Origin of the sequence: Streptacidiphilus cavernicola, assembly GCF_042510955.1 — a bacterium.
GTDB lineage: Bacteria > Actinomycetota > Actinomycetes > Streptomycetales > Streptomycetaceae > Streptacidiphilus > Streptacidiphilus cavernicola.
This window is the reverse complement of record NZ_JBHFAB010000001.1, coordinates 256188-277080: the sequence shown is the minus strand read 5'-3', so window position 1 is coordinate 277080 and position 20893 is coordinate 256188. Positions and strand designations below refer to the sequence as shown.

14 protein-coding genes and 1 pseudogene are annotated in these 20893 nt (G+C 72.9%); 9 read left to right on the top strand and 6 right to left on the bottom strand.

The annotated features are described in order from the left end of the window. Nucleotides 1-61 precede the first annotated feature (61 nt). Entirely contained in the window at nucleotides 62-1468 is a 1407-nt protein-coding gene (locus ACEZDE_RS01235; RefSeq protein WP_380530682.1) for a L,D-transpeptidase family protein, read from the top strand. 183 nt (nucleotides 1469-1651) lie between these two features. After that, on the top strand, nucleotides 1652-2587 hold the full coding sequence (locus ACEZDE_RS01230) for a beta-ketoacyl-ACP synthase III (RefSeq protein ID WP_380530679.1): 936 nt from the start codon (nucleotides 1652-1654) through the stop codon (nucleotides 2585-2587). A gap of 467 nt (nucleotides 2588-3054) precedes the next feature. Here ACEZDE_RS01230 and ACEZDE_RS01225 read toward each other — a convergent pair whose 3' ends face one another. After that, a complete protein-coding gene (locus tag ACEZDE_RS01225; RefSeq protein ID WP_380530676.1) occupies nucleotides 3055-4269 on the bottom strand; it encodes a thiolase C-terminal domain-containing protein in 1215 nt (404 codons plus the stop codon). Between the two features lie 162 nt (nucleotides 4270-4431). Here ACEZDE_RS01225 and ACEZDE_RS01220 point away from each other — a divergent pair, with 162 nt between their 5' ends. Together ACEZDE_RS01220 and ACEZDE_RS01215 are read left to right on the top strand one after the other, a co-directional pair. Next, nucleotides 4432-5754 (top strand): acyl-CoA dehydrogenase family protein, encoded by a 1323-nt coding sequence (locus ACEZDE_RS01220; protein ID WP_380530673.1) that lies wholly within the window; start codon nucleotides 4432-4434, stop codon nucleotides 5752-5754. 6 nt (nucleotides 5755-5760) lie between these two features. Further along, nucleotides 5761-6252 (top strand): annotated as a pseudogene (locus tag ACEZDE_RS01215) (nitroreductase family deazaflavin-dependent oxidoreductase); the annotation flags it as partial. A 342-nt stretch (nucleotides 6253-6594) separates the two neighbouring features. Here ACEZDE_RS01215 and ACEZDE_RS01210 read toward each other — a convergent pair. Together ACEZDE_RS01210 and ACEZDE_RS01205 are read right to left on the bottom strand one after the other, a co-directional pair. Then, nucleotides 6595-7242: a TetR/AcrR family transcriptional regulator gene (locus tag ACEZDE_RS01210; protein WP_380530671.1), complete on the bottom strand. Its 648-nt coding sequence runs from the start codon at nucleotides 7240-7242 to the stop codon at nucleotides 6595-6597. 58 nt (nucleotides 7243-7300) lie between these two features. Next, a complete protein-coding gene (locus ACEZDE_RS01205; RefSeq protein WP_380530668.1) occupies nucleotides 7301-8674 on the bottom strand; it encodes a class I SAM-dependent methyltransferase in 1374 nt (457 codons plus the stop codon). A gap of 263 nt (nucleotides 8675-8937) precedes the next feature. On the opposite strand from ACEZDE_RS01205, the gene ACEZDE_RS01200 reads away from it, so the two are divergent. Then, nucleotides 8938-11487 carry an outer membrane protein assembly factor BamB family protein gene (locus ACEZDE_RS01200; protein ID WP_380531179.1) on the top strand — a complete coding sequence of 850 codons (2550 nt, stop codon included), beginning with the start codon at nucleotides 8938-8940 and terminating at the stop codon, nucleotides 11485-11487. Between the two features lie 23 nt (nucleotides 11488-11510). On the opposite strand, the gene galE is transcribed toward ACEZDE_RS01200, so the two are convergent. Genes galE through ACEZDE_RS01185 form a run of 3 tightly spaced genes read right to left on the bottom strand, consistent with a single transcriptional unit; the run spans nucleotide 11511 to nucleotide 14198 of the window. After that, complete coding sequence (gene galE, locus ACEZDE_RS01195; protein ID WP_380530664.1) at nucleotides 11511-12494, bottom strand: UDP-glucose 4-epimerase GalE; 984 nt, start codon at nucleotides 12492-12494, stop codon at nucleotides 11511-11513. 41 nt (nucleotides 12495-12535) lie between these two features. Continuing rightward, nucleotides 12536-13021 (bottom strand): Zn-ribbon domain-containing OB-fold protein, encoded by a 486-nt coding sequence (locus ACEZDE_RS01190; protein WP_380530661.1) that lies wholly within the window; start codon nucleotides 13019-13021, stop codon nucleotides 12536-12538. 34 nt (nucleotides 13022-13055) lie between these two features. Next, nucleotides 13056-14198 (bottom strand): lipid-transfer protein, encoded by a 1143-nt coding sequence (locus tag ACEZDE_RS01185; protein ID WP_380530659.1) that lies wholly within the window; start codon nucleotides 14196-14198, stop codon nucleotides 13056-13058. A 156-nt stretch (nucleotides 14199-14354) separates the two neighbouring features. Between ACEZDE_RS01185 and ACEZDE_RS01180 the strand changes: the two genes are divergently transcribed. The 4 genes from ACEZDE_RS01180 to ACEZDE_RS01165 all read left to right on the top strand — a co-directional run bounded on the left by ACEZDE_RS01180 (nucleotide 14355) and on the right by ACEZDE_RS01165 (nucleotide 20866). Further along, entirely contained in the window at nucleotides 14355-16010 is a 1656-nt protein-coding gene (locus tag ACEZDE_RS01180; RefSeq protein WP_380530656.1) for a FadD3 family acyl-CoA ligase, read from the top strand. 80 nt (nucleotides 16011-16090) lie between these two features. Further along, nucleotides 16091-17392, top strand: a complete 1302-nt coding sequence (locus ACEZDE_RS01175; RefSeq protein WP_380530653.1) for a glycosyltransferase — start codon at nucleotides 16091-16093, stop codon at nucleotides 17390-17392. A 147-nt stretch (nucleotides 17393-17539) separates the two neighbouring features. Next, nucleotides 17540-19507 carry a phosphocholine-specific phospholipase C gene (locus tag ACEZDE_RS01170; protein ID WP_380530651.1) on the top strand — a complete coding sequence of 656 codons (1968 nt, stop codon included), beginning with the start codon at nucleotides 17540-17542 and terminating at the stop codon, nucleotides 19505-19507. Between the two features lie 387 nt (nucleotides 19508-19894). Next, entirely contained in the window at nucleotides 19895-20866 is a 972-nt protein-coding gene (locus ACEZDE_RS01165; protein ID WP_380530649.1) for a sigma-70 family RNA polymerase sigma factor, read from the top strand. Nucleotides 20867-20893: the final 27 nt, after the last annotated feature.

Genomic DNA, 20893 nt, shown 5'->3' with positions numbered 1-20893 from the left:
CCCTCCTGCCACCAGGGCCCCGTCCGGACGCGCACCCACCCCGCGAGGAACTGAACCGTACATGTCGAGCTACTCCCGCCCTGCCAACTCCTCCGGTCCCGGTGACCCCGACGCCACCGGCGCAGGGTCATACGGGTACGGCGAGACCGGCGCCTACGGCGAGTACGCGCAGGGTGCGTCGGACGCGGAGTACAACGAGTACGGCGAGCGGATCCGCGGCGGAGGTCATCGGGGTGGCGACACATATGGGGCATACGGCGCATACGGCTACGCCGACCAGCAGGATCTGACGTACTCCCAGCAAGTTGCCTACGCCCAGCAGGGCTATGCCACGCAGCAGGGGTACGCCACCCAGCAGGGCTACGCCGCTCCGCATGCCCAGGGCCGCCCGAGCCAGGGCCGCCCGAGCCAGGGCCACCCGAGTCAGGGCTACCCGGCGGAGCCGTCGTACGGCGCCGCTCCGACCGCCGGCGCCTTCGACCCGGACCCCGCCGACCTCGCGGACCCCGGCTTCACGGGCTTCCCGGACTACGCCGACCTGGCCGACTTGGCCGACCAGGCCGACTTCCGTACCGACCCCCGCCCGCCCCGGCCGGCCCGCTCCGCCCCGCGTCCGGTCTCCCGTACCGGGACCAGGATGCAGGTCCGGGCCGCCGCCAAGGCTCGGGCGCGGCGCAAGCGCCGGGTGCGCAACAGCTTCCTCGGCGTCGGCTCGGTCGCCGCCGTCGCGGTCATCGCGGTGGCCGCCTTCCTGCACCCGGACCCGCAGCGGGCCGGGGCGGCGGTCCTCGCCGCGCCGACCCTCGACAGCGGGCGCAGCACCTCGGCCCCGGCCGACGCCTCACGCTCGGTCACCCGGCCCACCCCGGTCACCGCGCTGACCCAGCTGCCCGGACTCGGGCCGAAGTTCCGCGCCCAGGTCCCGGCGAACGCGCAGCAGGTGCTGCTGGTCACCGGCACCGGCAAGAACGCCAACACGTCCAAGGTCGTCCTCTACACCAGGACCGCCGACGGCAGCTGGCTGCCGGGCACGGCCTGGTCCGCGCACAACGCCAAGGACGGCTGGACCAGCCACCACATGTCCGGCGACCTGCACAGCCCGATCGGCGTGTTCAGCCTCACCGACGCGGGCGGGCTCGACCCCAGCCCCGGCACCAAGCTCCCCTATCTGCACTCCAGCGCGTTCAAGGCGGTCGGGACCGGCTTCGAGGGCGAGTCGCTCGCCGACGCCTTCGACTACGTCGTCGCGATCAACTACAACCACGACCCCGGCACCAGCCCGCTGTCCACCGCGCGTCCGATGGGCGCTTCGCGCGGCGGCGGGATCTGGATCCACGTGGACCACGGCGGTCCGACGCACGGGTGCGTCAGCCTCGCCAAGGCCGACATGGCGACCCTGCTCAGGGACCTCGACCCGACCAAGCACCCGGTCATAGTCATGGGCGACGCCGCCTCGCTCAGCGCCTGAGCGACTCTTCCCGGACCCCCGTACGACACCTGGATCGAGTGTCCCGGGTCGAACTCATGACCGGCTCTTGCCTCGGCGGGGCCGGTCCCCGCAACCGAGTTGTTCGAGCCCTACAGCAACGCTGCCCGGATACTGTCCCTGGCAGCCCCGGGTGACTCACCGGTAACCGGCTTGAGTGGAGACATGACTGGTTCCCGCATCGTCGCGCTCGGCCACTACCAGCCGCCGAAGGTCCTCACCAACGACGACCTCGCCAAGCTGGTGGACACCGACGACGAGTGGATCCGCACCCGGGTCGGTATCAAAACCCGGCACATCGCCGAGGACGAGACCGTCGCCGACCTGGCCTTTCGCGCGGCCGAGAAGGCGCTGGCCACCAGCGGCTTCGACGCCTCCTCGGTCGATCTGGTGGTCGTCGCCACCTGCACCGCGATCGACCGCAGCCCCAACACCGCGGCCCAGGTCGCGGCCCGGCTCGGGATCGCCACCCCGGCGGTGTACGACATCAACACCGTCTGCTCCGGCTTCTCCTACGCGCTGGCCACCGCGGACCACGCGATCCGCGCGGGCGCGGCGACCCGGGCGCTGGTGATCGGCGCCGAGAAGATGTCGGACGTGCTGGACTGGACCGACCGCAGCACCTGCGTGATCTTCGCCGACGGCGCGGGCGCGGCCGTGGTCGACGCCGCCGAGGAGGAGGGGATCGGCCCGGTGGTCTGGGGCTCGGACCCGTCCAAGGCCGACGCCGTTCGCATCGACGGCTGGGACCCGACGATCACCCAGCAGGGCCAGGCCGTCTTCCGCTGGGCCACCACGCAGATCGCCCCGCTTGCCCTGCAGGCCTGCGAGAAGGCCGGCATCACCCCGGCCGAGCTGGAGGGCTTCGTCCCGCACCAGGCCAACCTGCGCATCATCGACGCCATCGCCGCCAAGATCGGCGCCCCGAACGCGGTAGTCGCCCGCGACGTCGTCGACTCCGGCAACACCTCGGCGGCGTCCATCCCGCTGGCTTTGTCCAAGCTGGTCGAACGGGGCGAACTGCGCTCCGGCGCGCCAGTGCTGCTGCTGGGCTTCGGCGGCGGCCTGGCCTATGCCGGTCAGGTCATTCGCTGTCCCTAGCGGGGTGGGGGCCCGGGGGTGGGGCCGGGGGGTCGGGCCGCAGTCCGGGCCGGTGACGTGGGAGCGCTGCGCCCGGTAGGGTCGGCCTTCACCGTTGCAGCGGTCGCCGCGCCGTCTCGCGCCTCCGGCGCACAGCAGCCAACTACGCCGGGGGAGCGGAGTTCGCCTCGGGCCAGTCGCCGGGTGACAGCTCTGTTGTCGTTGTGGGTTGTCGTTGTGGGTTCTCGTTGTGACTGCCCGTCACCCCGCACTTGCCGCAGGGGAGGGGCGATGCCCGGCCCCCGCACCGCTTTCGCGTAGTTGGCTGCTGTGCGGCGGAGCCGCGAGACGGCGCGGCCACCATCGCAACGGCGAAGGCCGACCCCACTCAGGGCCATGTGACTCATAGCTACGTCACTCAGACTACGTGGGTCGACCGGGGTGAATCCTTTCCGCGCGAACACATTCCCCCGATCGGGTGACGGTGGCTAGCGCCCCAGGATCATCGTCGCCGAGGAGCAGAACCAGCCGCCGGTGCCGCTGGCCAGAGCGAGTCGGGGGAGGTCGGGAGAGCCCCGGCGGGAGGCCTGGCGGTCGGCGGGGTACTCGTGGCGGAGCTGGCGGACGGCCTCCACGATCAGGAAGAGTCCGCGCATGCCGGGATGGCAGGCGCTGAGCCCGCCGCCGTCGGTGTTGGTGGGCAGTTCGCCGTCTCGGAGCAGTCGCCCGTGCTTGGCTTCCACGAAGGGGCCGCCGTCGCCCTTGGCGCAGAAGCCCAGGTCCTCCAGCGCGACCAGCGGCATGTAGCTGAAGGCGTCGTAGATCTCGGCGACGTCGATGTCCGCGGGGCCGACTCCGGCCCGCTGGTACGCGAGGCGGCCGGACACCGCGGCGGGGGAGACGGTGAAGTCCTCCCACTCGGACATCAGGGTGTGGCTGAGGTGTTCGCCGGTGCCGAGCACCCACACCGGGTCGTGCACGGTGTCCGGGACGTACTCCTCGGCGGCCAGCAGCACCGCGCAGCCCCCGTCCGAGCGGATGCAGCAGTGCAGCTTGGTGAACGGGGAGGCGATCTCCGGTCCGGTCAGGACCTCGTCCACGGTGAGCGGGGCCCGGTACATCGCCTCGGGGTTGCTCGCCGCGTTGGCGCGGGCCTGGACCGCGACGCCCGCGAGCTGTTCCAGGGTGGTGCCGTACTCGTGCATGTGGCGGCGGGCGGCCATCGCGTACTTGGAGATGAGGGTGTGCCCGTACGGCGCCTCGAACTGCTGCGGGCCGCGCGCGCCCAGGGCGATGCCCGCGGTGCGGCGGCGGGCCTTGAGGTCGGCGCGCGCGGTGGAGCCGTAGACCAGCAGGACGGCGTTGGCGTGCCCGGCCGCGATGGCGTCGGCGGCGTGCGCGGCCATGACCTCCCAGGTGGAGCCGCCGACCGAGGTGGAGTCGGTCCAGGTCGGGCGCAGCCCGAGGTACTCGGAGACCTCGACCGGGGCGAGCAGGCCGAGCCCGGCCGAGGCCACGCCGTTGATCACCGAGCGCGGCAGCCCGGAGTCGGCCAGGGCGCGGCGCGCGGCCTGGGCGTGCAGCTGGAACGGGGTGGCGTCGTCCACCCGTCCGCAGTCGGAGTGGGCGACGCCGACGACGGCGACCCGGCGGCGTCGCGGTGAGTCGTCCGGTACCGGGTTGTGCAGCGAGGGTGCGGGCACGAGTGGATCAACTCCCTTGGAGAGAGCACACAGACGAGGACGGCAGGGAATCTGACGGTACATCAGATTTACTGTGCTGCGCCCCTGTGCCCGGCAGTCGGCTGCTTCTAGGATGACGGTTCGTCAGATCAAGGCAGCAGGCTCGCGAAGGCTGGAGACGTCATGGATCCCGCACTCACCCCGGAACAGGACGCCGTCCGCCGCACCCTGCGCGAGGCGCTGGCGAAGAGTTGCGGCATCGAGGAGGTGCGCGCTGCCGCGGCCGGCGCGCAGGGCTACGACCCGGCGCTGTGGCGGCTGTTCGCCGACCAGCTGGGCCTGCCCGGCCTCACCCTCCCGGTGCAGCACGGCGGGACCGGCCTCGGCCCGGTGGAACTGGCCCTGGCCTGCGAGGAGACCGGACGGGCGCTGCTGCCGTCGCCGCTGCTGGCCTCCTCGGTCCTCGCCGCCGCGCTGATCGCCGCGCACGGGACGGACGAGCAGCGCGCGACGCTGCTCCCCGCTCTGGCGAGCGGAGAACGCACGGCGGCGCTGGTGCTGGCCGCACCGCCGGCACTGGCGCTCGGCCTGGTGCCGCGGCGCCCCCCGGGGCTCCCGAACGGAACGGTCGCGGGCGGAGGACGGGCCGGGGGCATCCAGGCCCGTCCGGGCCCTGCTGGGGACGGCGCGGGCGATACCGCGGGCGGCGACGGTGCGGCGGGCGCTGGCGGCGCGGGCGCGGGCCTGGGCGGCGGTTGGCTGGTCTACGGCGGGGCCGGGCAGGTGTTGGACGGGGCTCGCGCGGACCTGCTGGTGGTGGCCGCGCACACCGGCGGCTTCCCGCGCAGCCGGACCTCGCTGTTCCTGGTCCAGGGGGACGCGCCGCAGGTCAGCCGCAGCAGGCTGGCCGCGATGGACGCCACCCGGGCCCCGGCCCGGGTCGAACTGCGCGACGCACCCGCCGTGCCGCTCGGCGACCCGGTCAGGGACGCCGCGCCCGCGCTGGCCGAGGCCGGGCTGCTCGCGGGCGTCGCGGTCGCGGCGGAGGCGGTCGGTGCGGCGGACCAGTGTCTGGCCAGGACGGTGGAGTACGTGCAGGTCAGGAAGCAGTACGGGCGGGCGATCGGCTCGTTCCAGGCGGTGCAGCACCGGCTCGCGGACGTCTACGTCGCGGTGGAGACGGCCCGCTCGGCGGTGTACTACGCCGCGTGGACGCTGGCACAGCGGGGGATCGACGGTGCGGCTGGGGACGGGCCCGGGGAGGCCGGGGAAGCCGGGGAAGTCTGGACCGCGGTGCCGCTGGCGTTGGCGCACGCGCTGGACGCGCTGCGGACCGCCGCAGCCGAGGCGATCCAGCTGCACGGGGGCATCGCCATCACCTGGGAGCACGACGCCCACCTGTACTTCAAGCGTGCCGCCGCCGACGAACTGCTGTTCGGCCCACCACATCTGCTGCGGACCCTGGCCGCCGAGCGGGCGCGGCTGTTCGCGTCGGCGAGGGGATGAGCCGCGATGGCCACCGAGCCCCGGTCCCGGTCCCGGTCCGGGTCCCGACAGGAAGCGCTGGTCCAGCGGGTGTCCTCGACCGTGCTGTTCGCCCGGATCGCCCCGCGTCTGCTGCCCCGGCTGGACAAGGCGGTGCACCGGCTGAGCGGGGGAAAGGTGATGATCAGCCAGTACATGCTGCCGTCCGTGTTCCTGACGACCACCGGGCGGCGCAGCGGCGAGCCCCGGGTCGCCCCGCTGGCCTGCCTGCCGGAGCAGGACGGCGGATTCCTGGTCGTCGGCAGCAACTTCGGCCGGGCCGGGCACCCCGCCTGGACCGGCAACCTGCTCGCCCGGCCGGAGGCGCTGGTCGAGCACCGCGGGCGTACCCTGCCGGTCACCGCGACGCTGCTGGAGGGCGAGGAGCGGGACCGGGCCTGGGCGGCGCTGCTGCGGATGTGGCCGCCGTACGCGGCGTACCAGGCCAGGGTGGAGCGGCAGATCCGCGTCTTCCGACTCACCCCGCTGCCGGTACCGGAATCCCCGCCCCATTCGGCGCCTACGGCTGCGCCCGAGCCCGCGCCCGCAGCTGCCGCCGTACCTGAGCCCCCGCCCCCGCCCCCGCCCGCAACTGCCGCCGTACCCGAGCCCGACCCGGTATCCGACCCGACCCCCGACCCCGGCTGAGCCGCGGACGAGCGAAGGGCGGCCACTCCGTTGCCGGGGTGGCCGCCCTTGTGGGTGGACGCGGGTGCGGGGCTGAACCGGTGTACCTCCCCCGAGGCACGCCCAGAGGTTCGATCCGGCCGGACAGGCGGCCGGGGCCCGCGACCCAGGACTGGTGCTGCTGCCGTCCGAGAGCTACTTCGGCGGCTTCTTGCCGGTCATGCCCAGGTAGACCAGGAGCGCCAGGTTCGGCTTGAGCTCCTTGGCCTTGACACCCCAGGAGTCGAATCCCTTCTGGTGTTCGGCGACGGCGGCCAGCATGGCCACCAGGGAGCCGGCGACGGCCGGTGCACTGACCGACTTGTCCGCCTTCCCGGTGTCCTGCAAGGCCTTGAGGGAGTCCGTGAGTGAGTTGGTCACGGCGTTGAGGATCTTCATGCGGATCTTGAAGAACCGCTTGTCCCCTTCCGCCGATCCCAGGGTCACCACGCGGAGAATGGCCTCGTTGTCGCGCCAGAAGTTGAGGAAGCCCTCCACGAGCTCCTCAGCCGTCTGGTAGCCGGACTTGCCGGCCCACGACTTCTCGGCGACCAGGTCCTTGAGCGCGGCGCCTTCCCGGGCCATTCCGTCCGCGATTTCGAGGACAGCGCCCTCGACGTCGGGGAAGTACTGGTAGAACGTTGCGGGGGAGGTACCGGCCATCCGGGCGACGTCGATGACCTTGACGTCCCGGTAGGGCGATGTGCTGAGCATCTCGCTAAGGCATTCGAGCAGCTTCTGCCGCGTCGCCTGCCCGCGTCGCCCGGCGACACGCCCGTCGACGGTGCGAACTTGTCCTGTCATGCCGTCAGTTTACCGTGGCAAGATCTCCGCGCTATTCGGCGGTGTGCCAAATGGTCCGTCAGGCTGACGGAGCGCCGGATTCCGGGGCCTCCGGGGCGGCTGGGCCCTGCTGGAAGCCGAGCCACTCGGCCCGTGCCGCGGGTAGCCCGCTGTCGCCGTCAGGCCCGGTGCGTACGGCCAGGATCTGGTTCACCCCGATCCGGTTCTCCTCGAAGGCCAGTGCCGAGGCGGCCATGTAGAGCCGCCAGACCCGGGCCCGGCCCGGCGTGGAGAGCTTCACCGCGCGGTCCCAGTCCTGTTCGAGGTTGGCGACCCAGCAGCGCAGCGTCCTCGCGTAGTGCTCACGCAGTGACTCCACGTCACGGATCTCGAACCCGGCCTGCTCCAGCAGGCTGACGGTGTCGCCGATCGGGGAGAGGTCGCCGTCCGGGAAGACGTACGCGGCGATGAAGGGACTGGTCCGGTAGGGCTCGCCGGGCAGGTTGGGGCGGCGGGCGATCTGGTGGTTCAGCAGCCGCCCGCCGGGCGCGAGCAGCCCGTACAGCGTCGTCCCGTAGCGGCGGAACTGGTCCGCGCCGACGTGCTCGGCCATGCCGACGCTGGAGATCGCGTCGTACGGGCCGTCGTCCACCGCGCGGTAGTCCTGCAGCCTGACCGTCAGCCGGTCGCCCAGCCCGGCGTCGGCGATCCGCTCGCGGGCGCCCTCGGCCTGTTCGGCGGAGAGGGTGACGCCCACGCCCTCGACCCCGTAGTGCTCCGCGGCGTGCAGCAGCAGTGAGCCCCAGCCGCAGCCGACGTCCAGCAGCCGCATCCCGGGGCGCAGCCCCAGCTTGCGGCAGACCAGGTCGAGCTTGGCCGCCTGGGCGGCCTCCAGGGTGTCCGTCCCGGTCGGCCAGTAGGCGCAGGAGTAGACCCAGGACGGGCCGAGGACCAGCCGGTAGAAGTCGTTGCCGACGTCGTAGTGGTGGCTGATTGCCGTGCGGTCCCGCTGCGGCGAGTGCCGGACGCCGGCCTTCCTGACCCGGGTCGCCTCCTCCGGTGGCAGCGGCGGGCGCGGGCCGATCATCCCGGCGCCGACGGCGGTCCGCAGCAGCCTGCGGCCCTGCGGACCGAGCAGGTCGCGGGGGTTCGGCCGGAGCGTCACGCTGCTGCTCTGCTCGACCAGCCGGGCCATCGCGCCCAGCAGCTCGTAGAGGTCGCTGGACGGGTCGAGCTCCAGGTCCCCGGCCACGTACGCGCGGGCGAGGCCGAGCTCGTCCGGACGCCAGAGCAGGTGCCGCAGCGCCCGGCGGTTGCGGAGCACCAGCAGCGGCGCCCCGGCCGGACCGGCCTCGCCGCCGTCCCAGGTCCGCAGTCTGATCGGCAGCTCCGTCCCGAGCAGGTCCTCCAGGACCGGGACCAGCTGTCCCGCGGTGCCACCCGTCACAGTCATCCCCGGCCTTCCGTGGCGGCGCCGACCGCGCCGTCTGAACACATCAACTTGTCAATCTAACTCTCGCGCAACGTTTTCCGGCCCGGTGCGACGCGTCGGGGCGAAGGTGTCGCCGTCCGTGGCGTACTGGTTGGCGCGGATCCGTACCGGATGCGGCGCCGGATTCTGTCGGGTCGGGTTGGCCCTGGCACGGGTCGGCGTTGGACAATCAGCCCAGCGCGGTCGACGCGCGTGGCGGTACCAACGGGGAGGTGGCTGAGGACGTGGACCAGTTGACGGCGCACGATCCGAGACGGATCGGGCCCTTCGAGGTGCTCGGACGCCTCGGCGCGGGCGGGATGGGCCTGGTGTACCTGGCCAGGTCCTCCGCAGGGCGCCGTGTCGCGATCAAGACGGTGCGCGCGGAACTGGCCGAGGACCAGCTGTTCCGGGTCCGGTTCGCCCGCGAGATCGCGGCGGCCCGTACCGTCAGCGGCTTCTACACGGCGGCCGTGGTGGACGCGGACGCCGACGCCCCGGTGCCCTGGCTGGCCACCGCCTACATCCCGGCCCCCTCGCTGGAGGACCTGGTCGCCGAGTGCGGCCCGATGCCGGTGGACGCGGTGCGCTGGCTGATCGCCGGGATCGCCGAGGCGCTGCAGTCGATCCACGCCGCGGGCCTGGTGCACCGCGACCTCAAGCCGTCCAATGTGCTGGTCACCGAGGACGGGCCGCGGGTGATCGACTTCGGGATCGCGGCCGGGGTCTCGCACACCCGGCTGACCATGACCAACGTCGCCGTCGGCACCCCCGCGTACATGTCCCCCGAGCAGGCCAGGGACAGCCGCAGCGTGACCGGGGCCAGCGACGTCTTCTCGCTGGGCTCGCTGCTGGTCTTCTCCGCGACCGGGCACGCGCCGTACCACGGGGCGAACCCGGTGGAGACGGTGTTCATGCTGCTCAGGGAGTCGCCCGACCTGTCCGGGTTGGCTCCTGAGCTGGCCCCGCTGGTCAAGGCCTGCATGCGTCCCGCGCCCGAGCGGCGGCCGACCCCGGCCCAGATCCAGGCCGAGCTGGCCCCGCACCTGTTCTCCAACAGCGACGGTGACGACGACCGCGACTGGCTGCCGCCGGTGGCGCTGGAGCTGATCGACCGCAGGCGCGGGCGGCGTCCGGGCGGGGGGCTGGCGGGGGCGGCGGCGGCCGGGGTGGCCGGTGCAGCTGGGGCGGCGTTCGTGCCGATTCCGGCTGCCGGGCGGTTCGATCCGCGGACCTCGCACCCCGGGGGCGCGGGGCCGGTACTCCAGCCCGCTCCGCCCCAGCCGGTCGGATACCAGGCCCCGCAGGGCCCGCAGCCGGTGCCGCAGGCTGCGCCCGCGAGTGACCTGGATCATCTGCCGACCAAGCGGGTCTACCCGGCGAGCGGCGGCCGCCGTCACGCCGGGCAGCCCGACGTCTCGGCCCCGCCGGTGGCTCCGCAGTCGATGGTCCCGCAGCCGGGTCCGCCGGTGGTGCAGTTGGTCGACGGCGGTTCGGTCTCGATCGGGCCCGGGGTCAAGGCGGCGCCGCCGGTCGATCCCGCGCAGGGCGAGCCGGTGCCGCCGCCCGGCACCGGGTGGGTGCGCAGGCTCCCGGCCCAGCCCGGCCAGAGCGCCCAGCCCGGCCAACACGCTCAGCCGTCGCCGTCGGCCCAGTCGGACCAGGGCGGGGCCTCGGTCGCGCCGCCGCCCACCGCCGGCGCGCGCTGGCGGCCGTGGCGGTTCCGGATGTCCAACGACGTCTGGGGCGTTCCGCAGGTCGAGGACGGCATCCTCTACGTCACCAGCTTCGAGGTGCACGCCTTCACCATCGCCAGCGGGCGGCGCCGCTTCAAGACCCGCGACGTCGCCTGGGCGATGACCGTCGCCGACGGCCAGGTGCACGCCGCCGACGGGCCGAACCTGTTCACCCTCTCCGCCGACGAGGGCGAGGAGCGCTGGCGCGCGGTCCTGGACGGCTGGACCTACTCGCTGGACGCGGGCGGGGCCGCGGTGGTCGCGGGCACCCGCGGCGGCGGCGTCCAGGTCCGCTCGGCCGTCGACGGCAGCCCGATGTGGCAGGCCGCGGACGCCCAGCAGGACTACGAGAGCCAGCAGTCCGGGCCCAGCGTGGTCGGCGACTCGGTCTACTACTACGGCGGGGGACGGCTGCGGGCCGTCGACCTGACGACGGGTCGGCCGCGGTGGACCCACCCGGTCGGCGAGGACGTCCCGTCCCGGCCGGTGCTGCGCCAGGGCGTGCTGCACCTCACCTCCGGCACCAGGATCCTGGCCCTGGACGAGGAGACCGGGACGGAACGGTGGCGTTTCGACGCCCCGGTGGTCCTGTTCACCCCACCCACGCTGGACCGGGAGGGCGGCCTCTACGCCGCCGACTACCTCGGCGCGGTGTTCGCCCTGGACGCGGACACCGGCGCGGTGCGCTGGCGCGCCCGGACCGGCGGACGGCAGGGGGTCGACCCGGTCGTGGTCGAGGACGGCACGGTGCTGGTCGGCAGCGGCGACACGGTCTACGCCTTCGACGCCAGGACCGGCGAGGAGCGGTGGCGCTACAGCGCGCGCGGCGACCTGACCGGGGCGCCGGCCGCGGCCGACGGGCTGGTCCACGTGGGCAGCAGGGACCACTCGCTGCACACCCTGGACCTGCCGACCGGCCGGCTCCGCTGGAAGCTCGACACCGGAGGCGAGATCACCGGCTCCCCGGTGGCGGTCGACGGCCGGGTTTTCGCCTGCAGCAAGGACCGCTGCGTCTACGCGTTGGACGCGGTCCTGGGCACGGCGACCGCCACGTCGTAACCGGACCCCCGTCGGTGAAGGGCCTACCCCGCCCCGCCCGGGTGGCGCTGCTGCCAGCCGGACCAGGCGGAGCTGACCATCGACTCCAGGTCGTGCTCCGCGGTCCAGCCCAGCTCCTTGGCGATGAGGTCCGCCGAGGCCACCACCCGGGCCGGGTCGCCGGCCCGGCGGGGGACGGTCTCGGCGGTGGTGTCCAGGCCGGTGACCCTGCCGATGGCGTCGAGCATCTCGCGGACCGAGACCCCCTCCCCCCGGCCGATGTTCAGCGTCAGCCGCACCTCGCCGTCCGGGTCCGCCTCCAACCGCCGCACCGCGGCGACATGCGCGGAGGCGACGTCCGCGATGTGGATGTAGTCGCGGACACAGGTGCCGTCCGGGGTCGGGTAGTCCGCGCCGAAGACCCGCGGCGGCAGCCCCGCCGCCAGCCGTTCGAAGACCATCGGCACCAGGTTGAACACCCCCGGGTCGCCCAGCTCGGCCGTCGCCGCCCCGGCCACGTTGAAGTAGCGCAGCGCCACGGTGCCCATGCCGTGGGCCCGTCCGGTCGCCCGGACCAGCCACTCCCCGGCCAGCTTGGTCTCGCCGTAGGGGCTCATCGGCAGGCAGGGGGTGTCCTCGGTCACCGTCTCGACGTCCGGCATGCCGTAGACGGCCGCGGACGAGGACAGCAGGAAGCTGCGGACCCCCGCCGCCACCGCGGCTTCGAGGACGGTGCGCAGCCCCTCGACGTTCTCGCGGTAGTACCGCAGCGGCTGCTCCACCGACTCGCCGACCTGCTTCTTGGCGGCGATGTGCAGCACGCCGGTGACGCCGTGCTCGGCCAGCACCCGGTCCAGCAGCGGGCGGTCCAGGGTGGAGCCGGTCACCAGCGGCACCCCGGCCGGGAGCCGCGCGGCGTCGCCGGTGCTGAGGTCGTCCAGCACGACGACGCCGCGGCCGTCCTCGGACATCGCGCGTACGACATGCGCTCCGATGTAGCCAGCACCGCCTGTGATCAGCCAAGTCATGGGGACAGGCTAGTGGAGCGGGTGGGCGGGGAGGTCCGGGCTCACCCCGTGAGGAGGGCCCAGCGGGGAACCGCGACCCCGGGGATCAGGGTCTGGTATACGGCCTGGACCGGTGCGCCGATCCGCAGCCGGGACGGCGGCACCGCGTTCCAGGGCGCGTCCGGGCGGCGGACCGAGGGGGTGAGCGTGCCGACCATCCGGATGCCCGGATCGTCGTCCAGCTCGACCACCGCGACCGGGTACGGGGCGCGCTCGGCGTAGGCGGGGAGCAGCGGCGGGTGGGCGATGACGAAGGACCAGATCCGCCCGCGCCCGGACGTCGGCTGCCAGACGTCCGCGAAGCTGTGGCAGCGCGGACAGCTGGGCCGGGGCGGGAACCGCCGCAGCCCGCAGTCGGCGCAGGCCTGCACCCGTAGTTCGCCCTGGAGCGCGTACTGCCAGAACGGCTCCCCGTCGGCGTCGGGCCAGGGCAGCAGCAGGCCCTCGGTGAGGCCCCCGGCGGTGTTCACCGCGTCGGTGACAGACATGGCGACCATGGTCCTCTCAAGTGGTGACGATACGTCAGTTGCGCAGCAGCAGGGCCGAGGTGGGGACTCCCTCGCCGGCGGTGACCAGGCAGGTCGCGGCGTCGGGGACCTGGGAGGTGGAGCTGCCGCGCAGCTGCTTCACTCCCTCGTTGATCAGGTTGAAGCCGTGCACATAGCCCTCGGAGAGCCCGCCGCCCGCGGTGTTGATCGGGAGCCGCCCGCCGAGTTCCAGTGCGCCGCCCTCGGTGAAGGCCGCGCCCTCGCCGCGTCCGCAGAAGCCGTAGCCCTCAAGCGAGAGCGGGATCAGCGGGGTGAAGGCGTCGTAGATCTGGGCGGTGTCCACGTCCTGGGGGCCGAGGTCGGCGGTCTTCCACAGCTGCCGGGCGGCGGTCCAGGCCGGGCCGGTCAGCGGGTCGTCGTTCCAGTAGTTGACCATGCCGTGGTGCTGGGCCGGCAGGCCCTGCGCGGCGGAGTGGACGTAGACCGGCTTGCGGCGGCAGTCCCTGGCCCGTTCCGCGCTGACGATGACGCAGGCGAGCGCGCCGTCGGTCTCCAGGCAGTTGTCGTAGAGGCAGAGCGGCTCGGAGATCCAGCGGGCGTCCATGTACATCTCGCGGGTCAGCGGGCGGTCGTACATCACCGCGTCCGGGTTCTGGTTGGCGCGGTTGCGGCAGGCCAGGGCGACGTTGAAGAGGTGGTCCCGGGTGGCGCCGTACTCGTGCATGTAGCGGCGGGCCAGCATGCCGATCTCGTCGGCCGGGCGGAGCAGCCCGAACGGGCGGGTCCACTGGGCCGGGGTGGGGAGTTGGACCGAGGTGCTGGTCCACGGCCGGACGCCGGAGCCGCGCTTGCGCGAGCGCCAGGCGACGCCGACGCTGGCCTGCCCGGTGGCGACGGCCATGACCAGGTGGGCGACGGTGGCGCAGGAGCCGCCGCCGCCGAAGCCGGTGCGGCTGAAGAAGGTGATGTCGCCCGCGCCGATGGACTTGGCCAGCTCGACCTCGTCGGTCTCCTCCATGGTGTAGGAGGCGAGGCCGTCGACCTCTGCCGGGTCGATGCCCGCGTCGTCGAGCGCGGCCAGGACGGCGCGGCAGGCGAGGGTCTTCTCGGGTTCGTCGAGGTGCTTGGCGAAGCGGGTCTGTCCGATGCCGACGATCGCCGTGCGGTCCTTGAGCATGGGTTCTCCCGGCCGATCCGAATCTGACGTGCCGTCAGAATAGGGGTCCCCGGGTCTGGCCGGAAGGCTGCCGCCGATCTAATCTGACGAAGCGTCATAAAGCAGTGGCGGCAGGGTGCGGCCCCGTCTGGGCGGCCGAGCGAACGGAGGGTCCCGGTGCGCGGAGATCTGGAGTGGGGCACTGTCCCCCGACTGGTGCGGACGGCCGCCGAGCGCCACGGCGACCGCGAGGCCGTGGTCGGCGCGCGGACCCGGATCAGCTACTGGGAGCTGGGCGCACGGGTCGAGCGCGCGGCGGCGGCGGCGCTGGCGGCCGGGATCCGCCCCGGCGACCGGGTCGCGATCTGGGCCCCGAACACCCCGGACTACGTGGTCGCCGCGCTGGGCGCGGTCAGCGCCGGGGGAGTGCTGGTGCCGCTGGGGACCAGGCTCAAGGGCGCGGAGGCGGTCGACCTCGTCCGCCGCACCCGGGCCGCGCTGCTGTTCGTCACCGACGCCTTCCTCGGCGTCAGCTACGTCTCCGCGCTGCGTGCCGCGGCCGGGGGCGCCGGGCCGGACGGACGTCCGCTGCGCGACCTACCCGACCTGCGCACCGCGGTGGTGCTCGGCGACCGGGACGAGGCGGGCGAGGGCTTCCAGCACTGGCGCGGTTTCCTGGCCGCCGCTGGGCAGGTCCCGGACCGGGCGGTGCGCGAGCGGGCCGACGCGGTCCGCCCGGAGGACCCGGCCGACATCATGTTCACCTCCGGCACCACCGGGCTGCCCAAGGGCGCGGTGACCACTCACGCCCAGTCCCTGCGGGCCTTCGCCACCTGGGCCGACGTGGTCGGCCTGGTCGAGGGCGACCGCTACCTGGTGGTCAACCCGTTTACCCACACCTTCGGCTGGAAGGCCGGGGTGCTCGCCTCGCTGATGCGCGGCGCGGTGATCCTGCCGCAGCCGGTGTTCGACGCCGGGGCGGTGCTGGCCAAGATCTCCGCCGAGCGGGTCACCGTGCTGCCAGGCGCGCCCACCGTCTACCAGTCGCTGCTGGACCACCCCGGACGGGCCGGGGCCGACCTGCGCTCGCTGCGCCTCGCGGTCACCGGCGCGGCCGTGGTGCCGCTGGAGCTGGTCACCCGGATCCACGACGAGCTGGGCTTCGGCACCGTGCTCACCGCCTACGGCCTGACCGAGTCCTGCGGGCTGGTCACCATGGGCCGGCGCGGCGACGACCCCGGGCTGATCGCCGCCACCTCCGGCCGCGCCGTCCCCGGCGTGACCGTCCGGATCGCCGACGCCGAGCCCGGGGCGGCGGCCGGGTCGGACGCCGCCCTGCTGCCCGGCACCCCGGGCGAGGTGCAGGTGCGCGGCTACACCGTGATGCGGGAGTACTTCGAGGACCCGGAGGGCACCGCCGCGGCGTTCACCGACGACGGCTGGCTGCGCACCGGCGACATCGGGGTGATGGACGAGGACGGAAACCTGCGGATCACCGACCGGCTCAAGGACATGTTCACGGTGGGCGGCTTCAACGCCTACCCGGCCGAGATCGAACGGGTGCTGGCCCGGCACCCGCTGGTCGCGGACGTGGCCGTGGTCGGCGTCCCGGACCCGAGGCTGGGCGAGGTCGGCAAGGCCTTCGTGGTCGCCGCCGGGCCCCGCGCGGGCGACGGCGCGGACGCGGGCGCGGACGAGGAGGCGGGGGCGGAGCTGATCGCCTGGTCCCGGCGGGAGATGGCCAACTACAAGGTCCCGCGGCAGGTCGAGTTCGTCGCGGAACTGCCGCGGAACGCCTCCGGAAAGGTGGTCAAGGGCCTGCTGCGGGGGTGACCGTGGCGTGATCGGGACTCTCACCCCCGCCCTACGCCAGCCACAGCCTCAGCACAGGCCGGTGCCGAACGGTGGTGGTCATGAGCCAACCGACAGCGCTGGCGGGGCAGTCCGCAGCCCCGGCGCAGCCACCGCAGCAGCCCCAGGCGGCCCGGGACGACCAGTCCGCCCCGTACGACCGGTCGGCCCGGGACGACCCCTCGGCCCCGGACGGACGGACCGCCCTGGTCGAGGTCGTCGTCCCGGTCTACAACGAGGAGCACGTCCTCGACGCCAGCGTGCGGCGGCTGCACGCCTATCTGACGGCGACCTTCCCGTACCGCTTCGGCATCACCGTCGCCGACAACGCCAGCACCGACGCCACCTGGCAGGTCGCCACCGCGCTCAGCGCCGAACTGCCGCGGGTACGGGCGGTCCACCTCGACCGCAAGGGGCGCGGCCGGGCCCTGCGCGAGGTCTGGAGCAGCAGCGAGGCCGACGTCGTCGGCTACATGGACGTGGACCTCTCCACCGGCCTGGACGCTTTCCTGCCGCTGGTCGCCCCGCTGCTCTCCGGCCACAGCGACCTGGCCATCGGCAGCAGGCTGCACCGGGACTCGGCCGTGGTCCGCGGCCCCAAGCGGGAGCTCATCTCCCGGACCTACAACCTGCTGCTGCGCACCACCATGGCCGCCGGGTTCTCCGACGCCCAGTGCGGCTTCAAGGCCGCCAGGACGGACGTGGTCAAGGCGCTGCTGGGCTCGGTCGAGGACCAGGCCTGGTTCTTCGACACCGAGCTGCTGCTGCTCGCCGAGCGCAGCGGCCTGCGGATCCACGAGGTCCCGGTCGACTGGGTGGACGACCCGGACAGCCGGGTGGACATCGTCCGGACGGTGAAGGACGACCTCCGCGGGATGTGGCGGGTCGCCAGGAGCACGCTGCGCGGCGGCGACCGGCCGCCGGTGCCGCCCCGGGAGCGGCCGACCCGGCAGCGTCCGGCGCTGCGGTGGCAGTTGAGCAGCTTCGCGGTGATCGGCGTGCTCAGCACCGCGGCGTATCTCGCGCTCTACCTGATCCTGCGTCAACTCACGCCCGCCGTAATGGCCAACGCGGTCGCCCTGTTCGCCACCGCGGTCGCCAACACCGCCGCCAACCGGCGGTTCACCTTCGGGGTGGCCGGTTCCAGGGACGCGCTGCGGCACCAGGTCGAGGGCGGGGTCGCCTTCCTGATCGGGCTGGTGCTGAGCACGGCCACCCTGGCGCTGGTCCACGCCGCCGACCCCGGGGCCTCCCACCTGGCCGAACTCGGCGCGCTGGTGGGCGCCAACGCCCTGGCCACGGTGGCCCGCTTCGTCCTGATGCGCTCCTGGGTCTTCCGCCCCGGCCGGCGAGAGGTCCGGTGACTCCTTTGAAGTAACAGAACGGCAACGGGTACGGACCAAACGTCCAGTCGTGTTCATGCCCACGCCATGCCAGGCGGCCTCCCGCGTCATCTGACCCCCGGAGAGTTTCGAGCGCCCCGCTCGACCCGCGTCTCCGGAGGTACCACCATGCCGTCGCTCTCCCGTCGCACCTTCCTGGGAGCGGGCGCCGCCGCGACCGCCGCTGTCGGCGTCAACGCGCTGCCCTCGTCCGTGCTCCGCGCCGCCGCCGCGACGTCCGCGTCCGGCACCGGCTCGATCAACGACATCGGCCATGTCGTGATCTTCATGCAGGAGAACCGCTCCTTCGACCACTACTACGGCAAGCTGTCCGGGGTCCGCGGCTTCGGCGACACCTCGCTGCTGCGCTTCCCCAACAACTCCGACGTGTTCCACCAGACGACCAGCGGCCCCAGCGGCGGCAGCGTGCTCCAGCCGTGGCACCTGGACACCAGCACCACCGACGCGCAGCGCATCGTGGACCTGGACCACTCCTGGTCCGGCACGCACTCGGCCTGGAACGGCGGCCTCTACAACAACTGGATCCCCGCCAAGACCAAGACCAGCATGGGCTACTACGCCCGCGCCGACATCCCCTGGCAGTACGCGCTGGCCGACGCCTTCACCATCTGCGACCAGTACTTCTGCTCGGTGCAGGGCCCGACCAACCCCAACCGCCTCTACCAGTGGTCGGGTTGGATCGACCCCAACGGCACCGGCGGCGGCCCGGTCACCGACAACAGCGAGAAGGGCTACACCTGGACCACCTACCCGGAGCGGCTCCAGGCCGCCGGGATCAGCTGGAAGATCTACCAGGAGGCCGACAACTACGACGACAACCCGCTGGCCTGGTTCACCCAGTTCAAGAACGCCTCCACCTCCTCCCCGCTCTACACCCGCGGCATGGCCCGCTCGGTGGACTCGGTCGCCGACTTCAAGGCCGACGTCACCAACGGCACGCTGCCGCAGGTCTCCTGGGTGGTCGCGCCGGCGGCCGAGTCCGAGCACCCGGCGAACCCGCCGGCCTACGGCGCGAACTACGTCAACGGCATCCTGGAGGCGCTGGCCTCGAACCAGGCGACCTGGGCGAAGACCGTGGTCTTCCTGAACTTCGACGAGAACGACGGCTTCTTCGACCACGTGGTGCCTCCTGTTCCGCCGACCGGCACGGCCGACGAGTTCATCAGCGGCAACCCGATCGGGCTGGGCCCGCGGGTGCCGATGACCGTCATCTCCCCCTGGAGCACCGGCGGCAAGGTCTGCTCGCAGACCTTCGACCACACCTCGGTGCTGCAGTTCGTGGAGCGTTGGAGCGGGGTCACCGAGCCCAACATCTCCGCCTGGCGCCGCCAGGTCTGCGGCGACCTCACCTCGGCCTTCACCTTCTCCACCACCCCCACCGCTTTCCCGACCAACCTCCCGGACACCGCCGCGCTGGTCGCCGCCTGCAACGCGCAGGACTCGCTCCCCTCGGCCACCGCCCCGTCCAGCTCGACCACGCCGGCGCAGGAGACCGGGGACCGCCCGGCGCTGCCGGTCGGCTACCGCTTCGACACCACCTCCTGGACCGACACCTCCACCAACCGCTTCTGGTTCAAGACCGTCGCCAACGGCTCGCTCGGCGCCGGCTTCGCCGCTTACGCGGTCAACCACCGCACCTACGCCGACTGGCGCTACACCTGCCCGGCCGGCGGCAGCATCAGCGACTACTTCAGCGCCCTCAGCTACGGCGGCGGCCTCTACGACGTCGACCTGCACGGCCCGGACGGCTACCTCCGCGGCTTCCAGGGCGACGTGCGGACGTGGACCAGCACCACCAAGGGCCACCCCGAGGCGTACGCCGTGGACGCCGCCGACGGCGCCACCCAGACCCTGCACCTCACCAACGCGGGCACGGTCGCGGTGGTCTTCACCATCGGCGCCAACGTCGCCCAGGGCGCCAGCGGCGGCAGCTCCCGCCAGGTCACCGTGGCCGCAGGAGGCAGCTGGACCGGGACGCTGACCAGCACTGCGGGCCGCTACGACTACACCGTCACTGCCAACGTGGGCGACGGCTTCGCCCGCCGCTTCGCCGGCCGCCAGTACGCCGGGAGCTGAGCCCTCAGCCGAAGGCCACTGCGCCGTCGTCCCCGCCGTTGTCCCGCCGTCCCGCCCGGGTCTCCGCCCGGTCGGGGGCGGCGTCGGCGTTACGGGCGTGAATGCGCCGACGAGCGTGGAACAAGGGGCGAGCGGACAATCGTTCACGTCAGTACAGGTCGAGAGTGAAGGTCGAGCGCAGGTCGCCAGGCGACCCCCGGGCCGTCCGGCTGTGATCGAGCGAACACGCTCCGCAGGAATATTCGGGAAAATCCCACAGGATACTGCACTCGGCGCGGAAAAACCGCCTCCTTGGGAATGATGTCCAGATTCTGGCCGTTACATCGTTATGAAAGGCAGCCAAGAACGGGTCAGCCAGGCCCGTCCCGCCTCCGAGAGGGAGTAAGCATGGCCACCCGTGCCGTCGTCCGCGACAAGGCCGACCGGACCCGCAACGCGCGTCCCACCGCTGGTGAGGCCGACCGCGACCTCGTCGGCATGTATCTCGACGAGATCGCCAGGACCCCGCTGCTCGACGCCGCGCAGGAGGTCGAACTGTCCACCCGCATCGAGGCGGGCGTCTTCGCCGAACATCTGCTGGCGAACAGCGAGTCCGCCGGTGACGCGAGCGAGGACGAGCTGCGCGCCATCGCCGAGGACGGCGCTCGCGCCAAGGACGTCTTCATCCGTTCCAACCTCCGTCTGGTCGTGGCGGTGGCCCGCCGGTATCCGCGCAGCGGCCTGCCGCTGCTGGACCTCATCCAGGAGGGCAACGCCGGCCTGGTCCGTGCCGTGGAGAAGTTCGACTTCGGCAAGGGCTTCAAGTTCTCCACGTATGCCACCTGGTGGATACGCCAGGCCATCACCCGGTCGATCGCCGACCAGTCCCGCACCATCCGGCTCCCGGTGCACCTGGTCGAGGAGTTGGGCCGGATCCGCCGGGTCCAGCGCGAGAAGTCCAAGGAACTGGGCCGCGACGCCGAGCACGCCGAGGTCGCCGCCGAGCTGGACACCACGGTGGAGCGGATCAAGGACGTGCTGGACTGGGCCCGTGACCCGGTCAGCCTGAACATGACGGTCGACGACGACGGGGAGACCCAGTTCGGCGACCTGGTCGAGGACACCGGGGCGACGTCCCCCGAGGACGCCGTGCTGGTCATGCTGCGCCGGGAGGAGCTGGACGACCTGATCGGCCGGCTCGACCAGCGCACCGCCTCGATCATCCGGTCCCGCTACGGGATGGAGGACGGCCGCGAGCGGACCCTCACCGAGGTCGGCAAGCAGCACGGGCTCACCCGTGAGCGAATCCGGCAGATCGAGAAGCACGCGCTGGCGGAACTGCGGAAGATCGCAGACCACTCCGGATTCGAGGCCGCGTAGCCCCTGCGGGGCCGCGTAGCCTGAGGG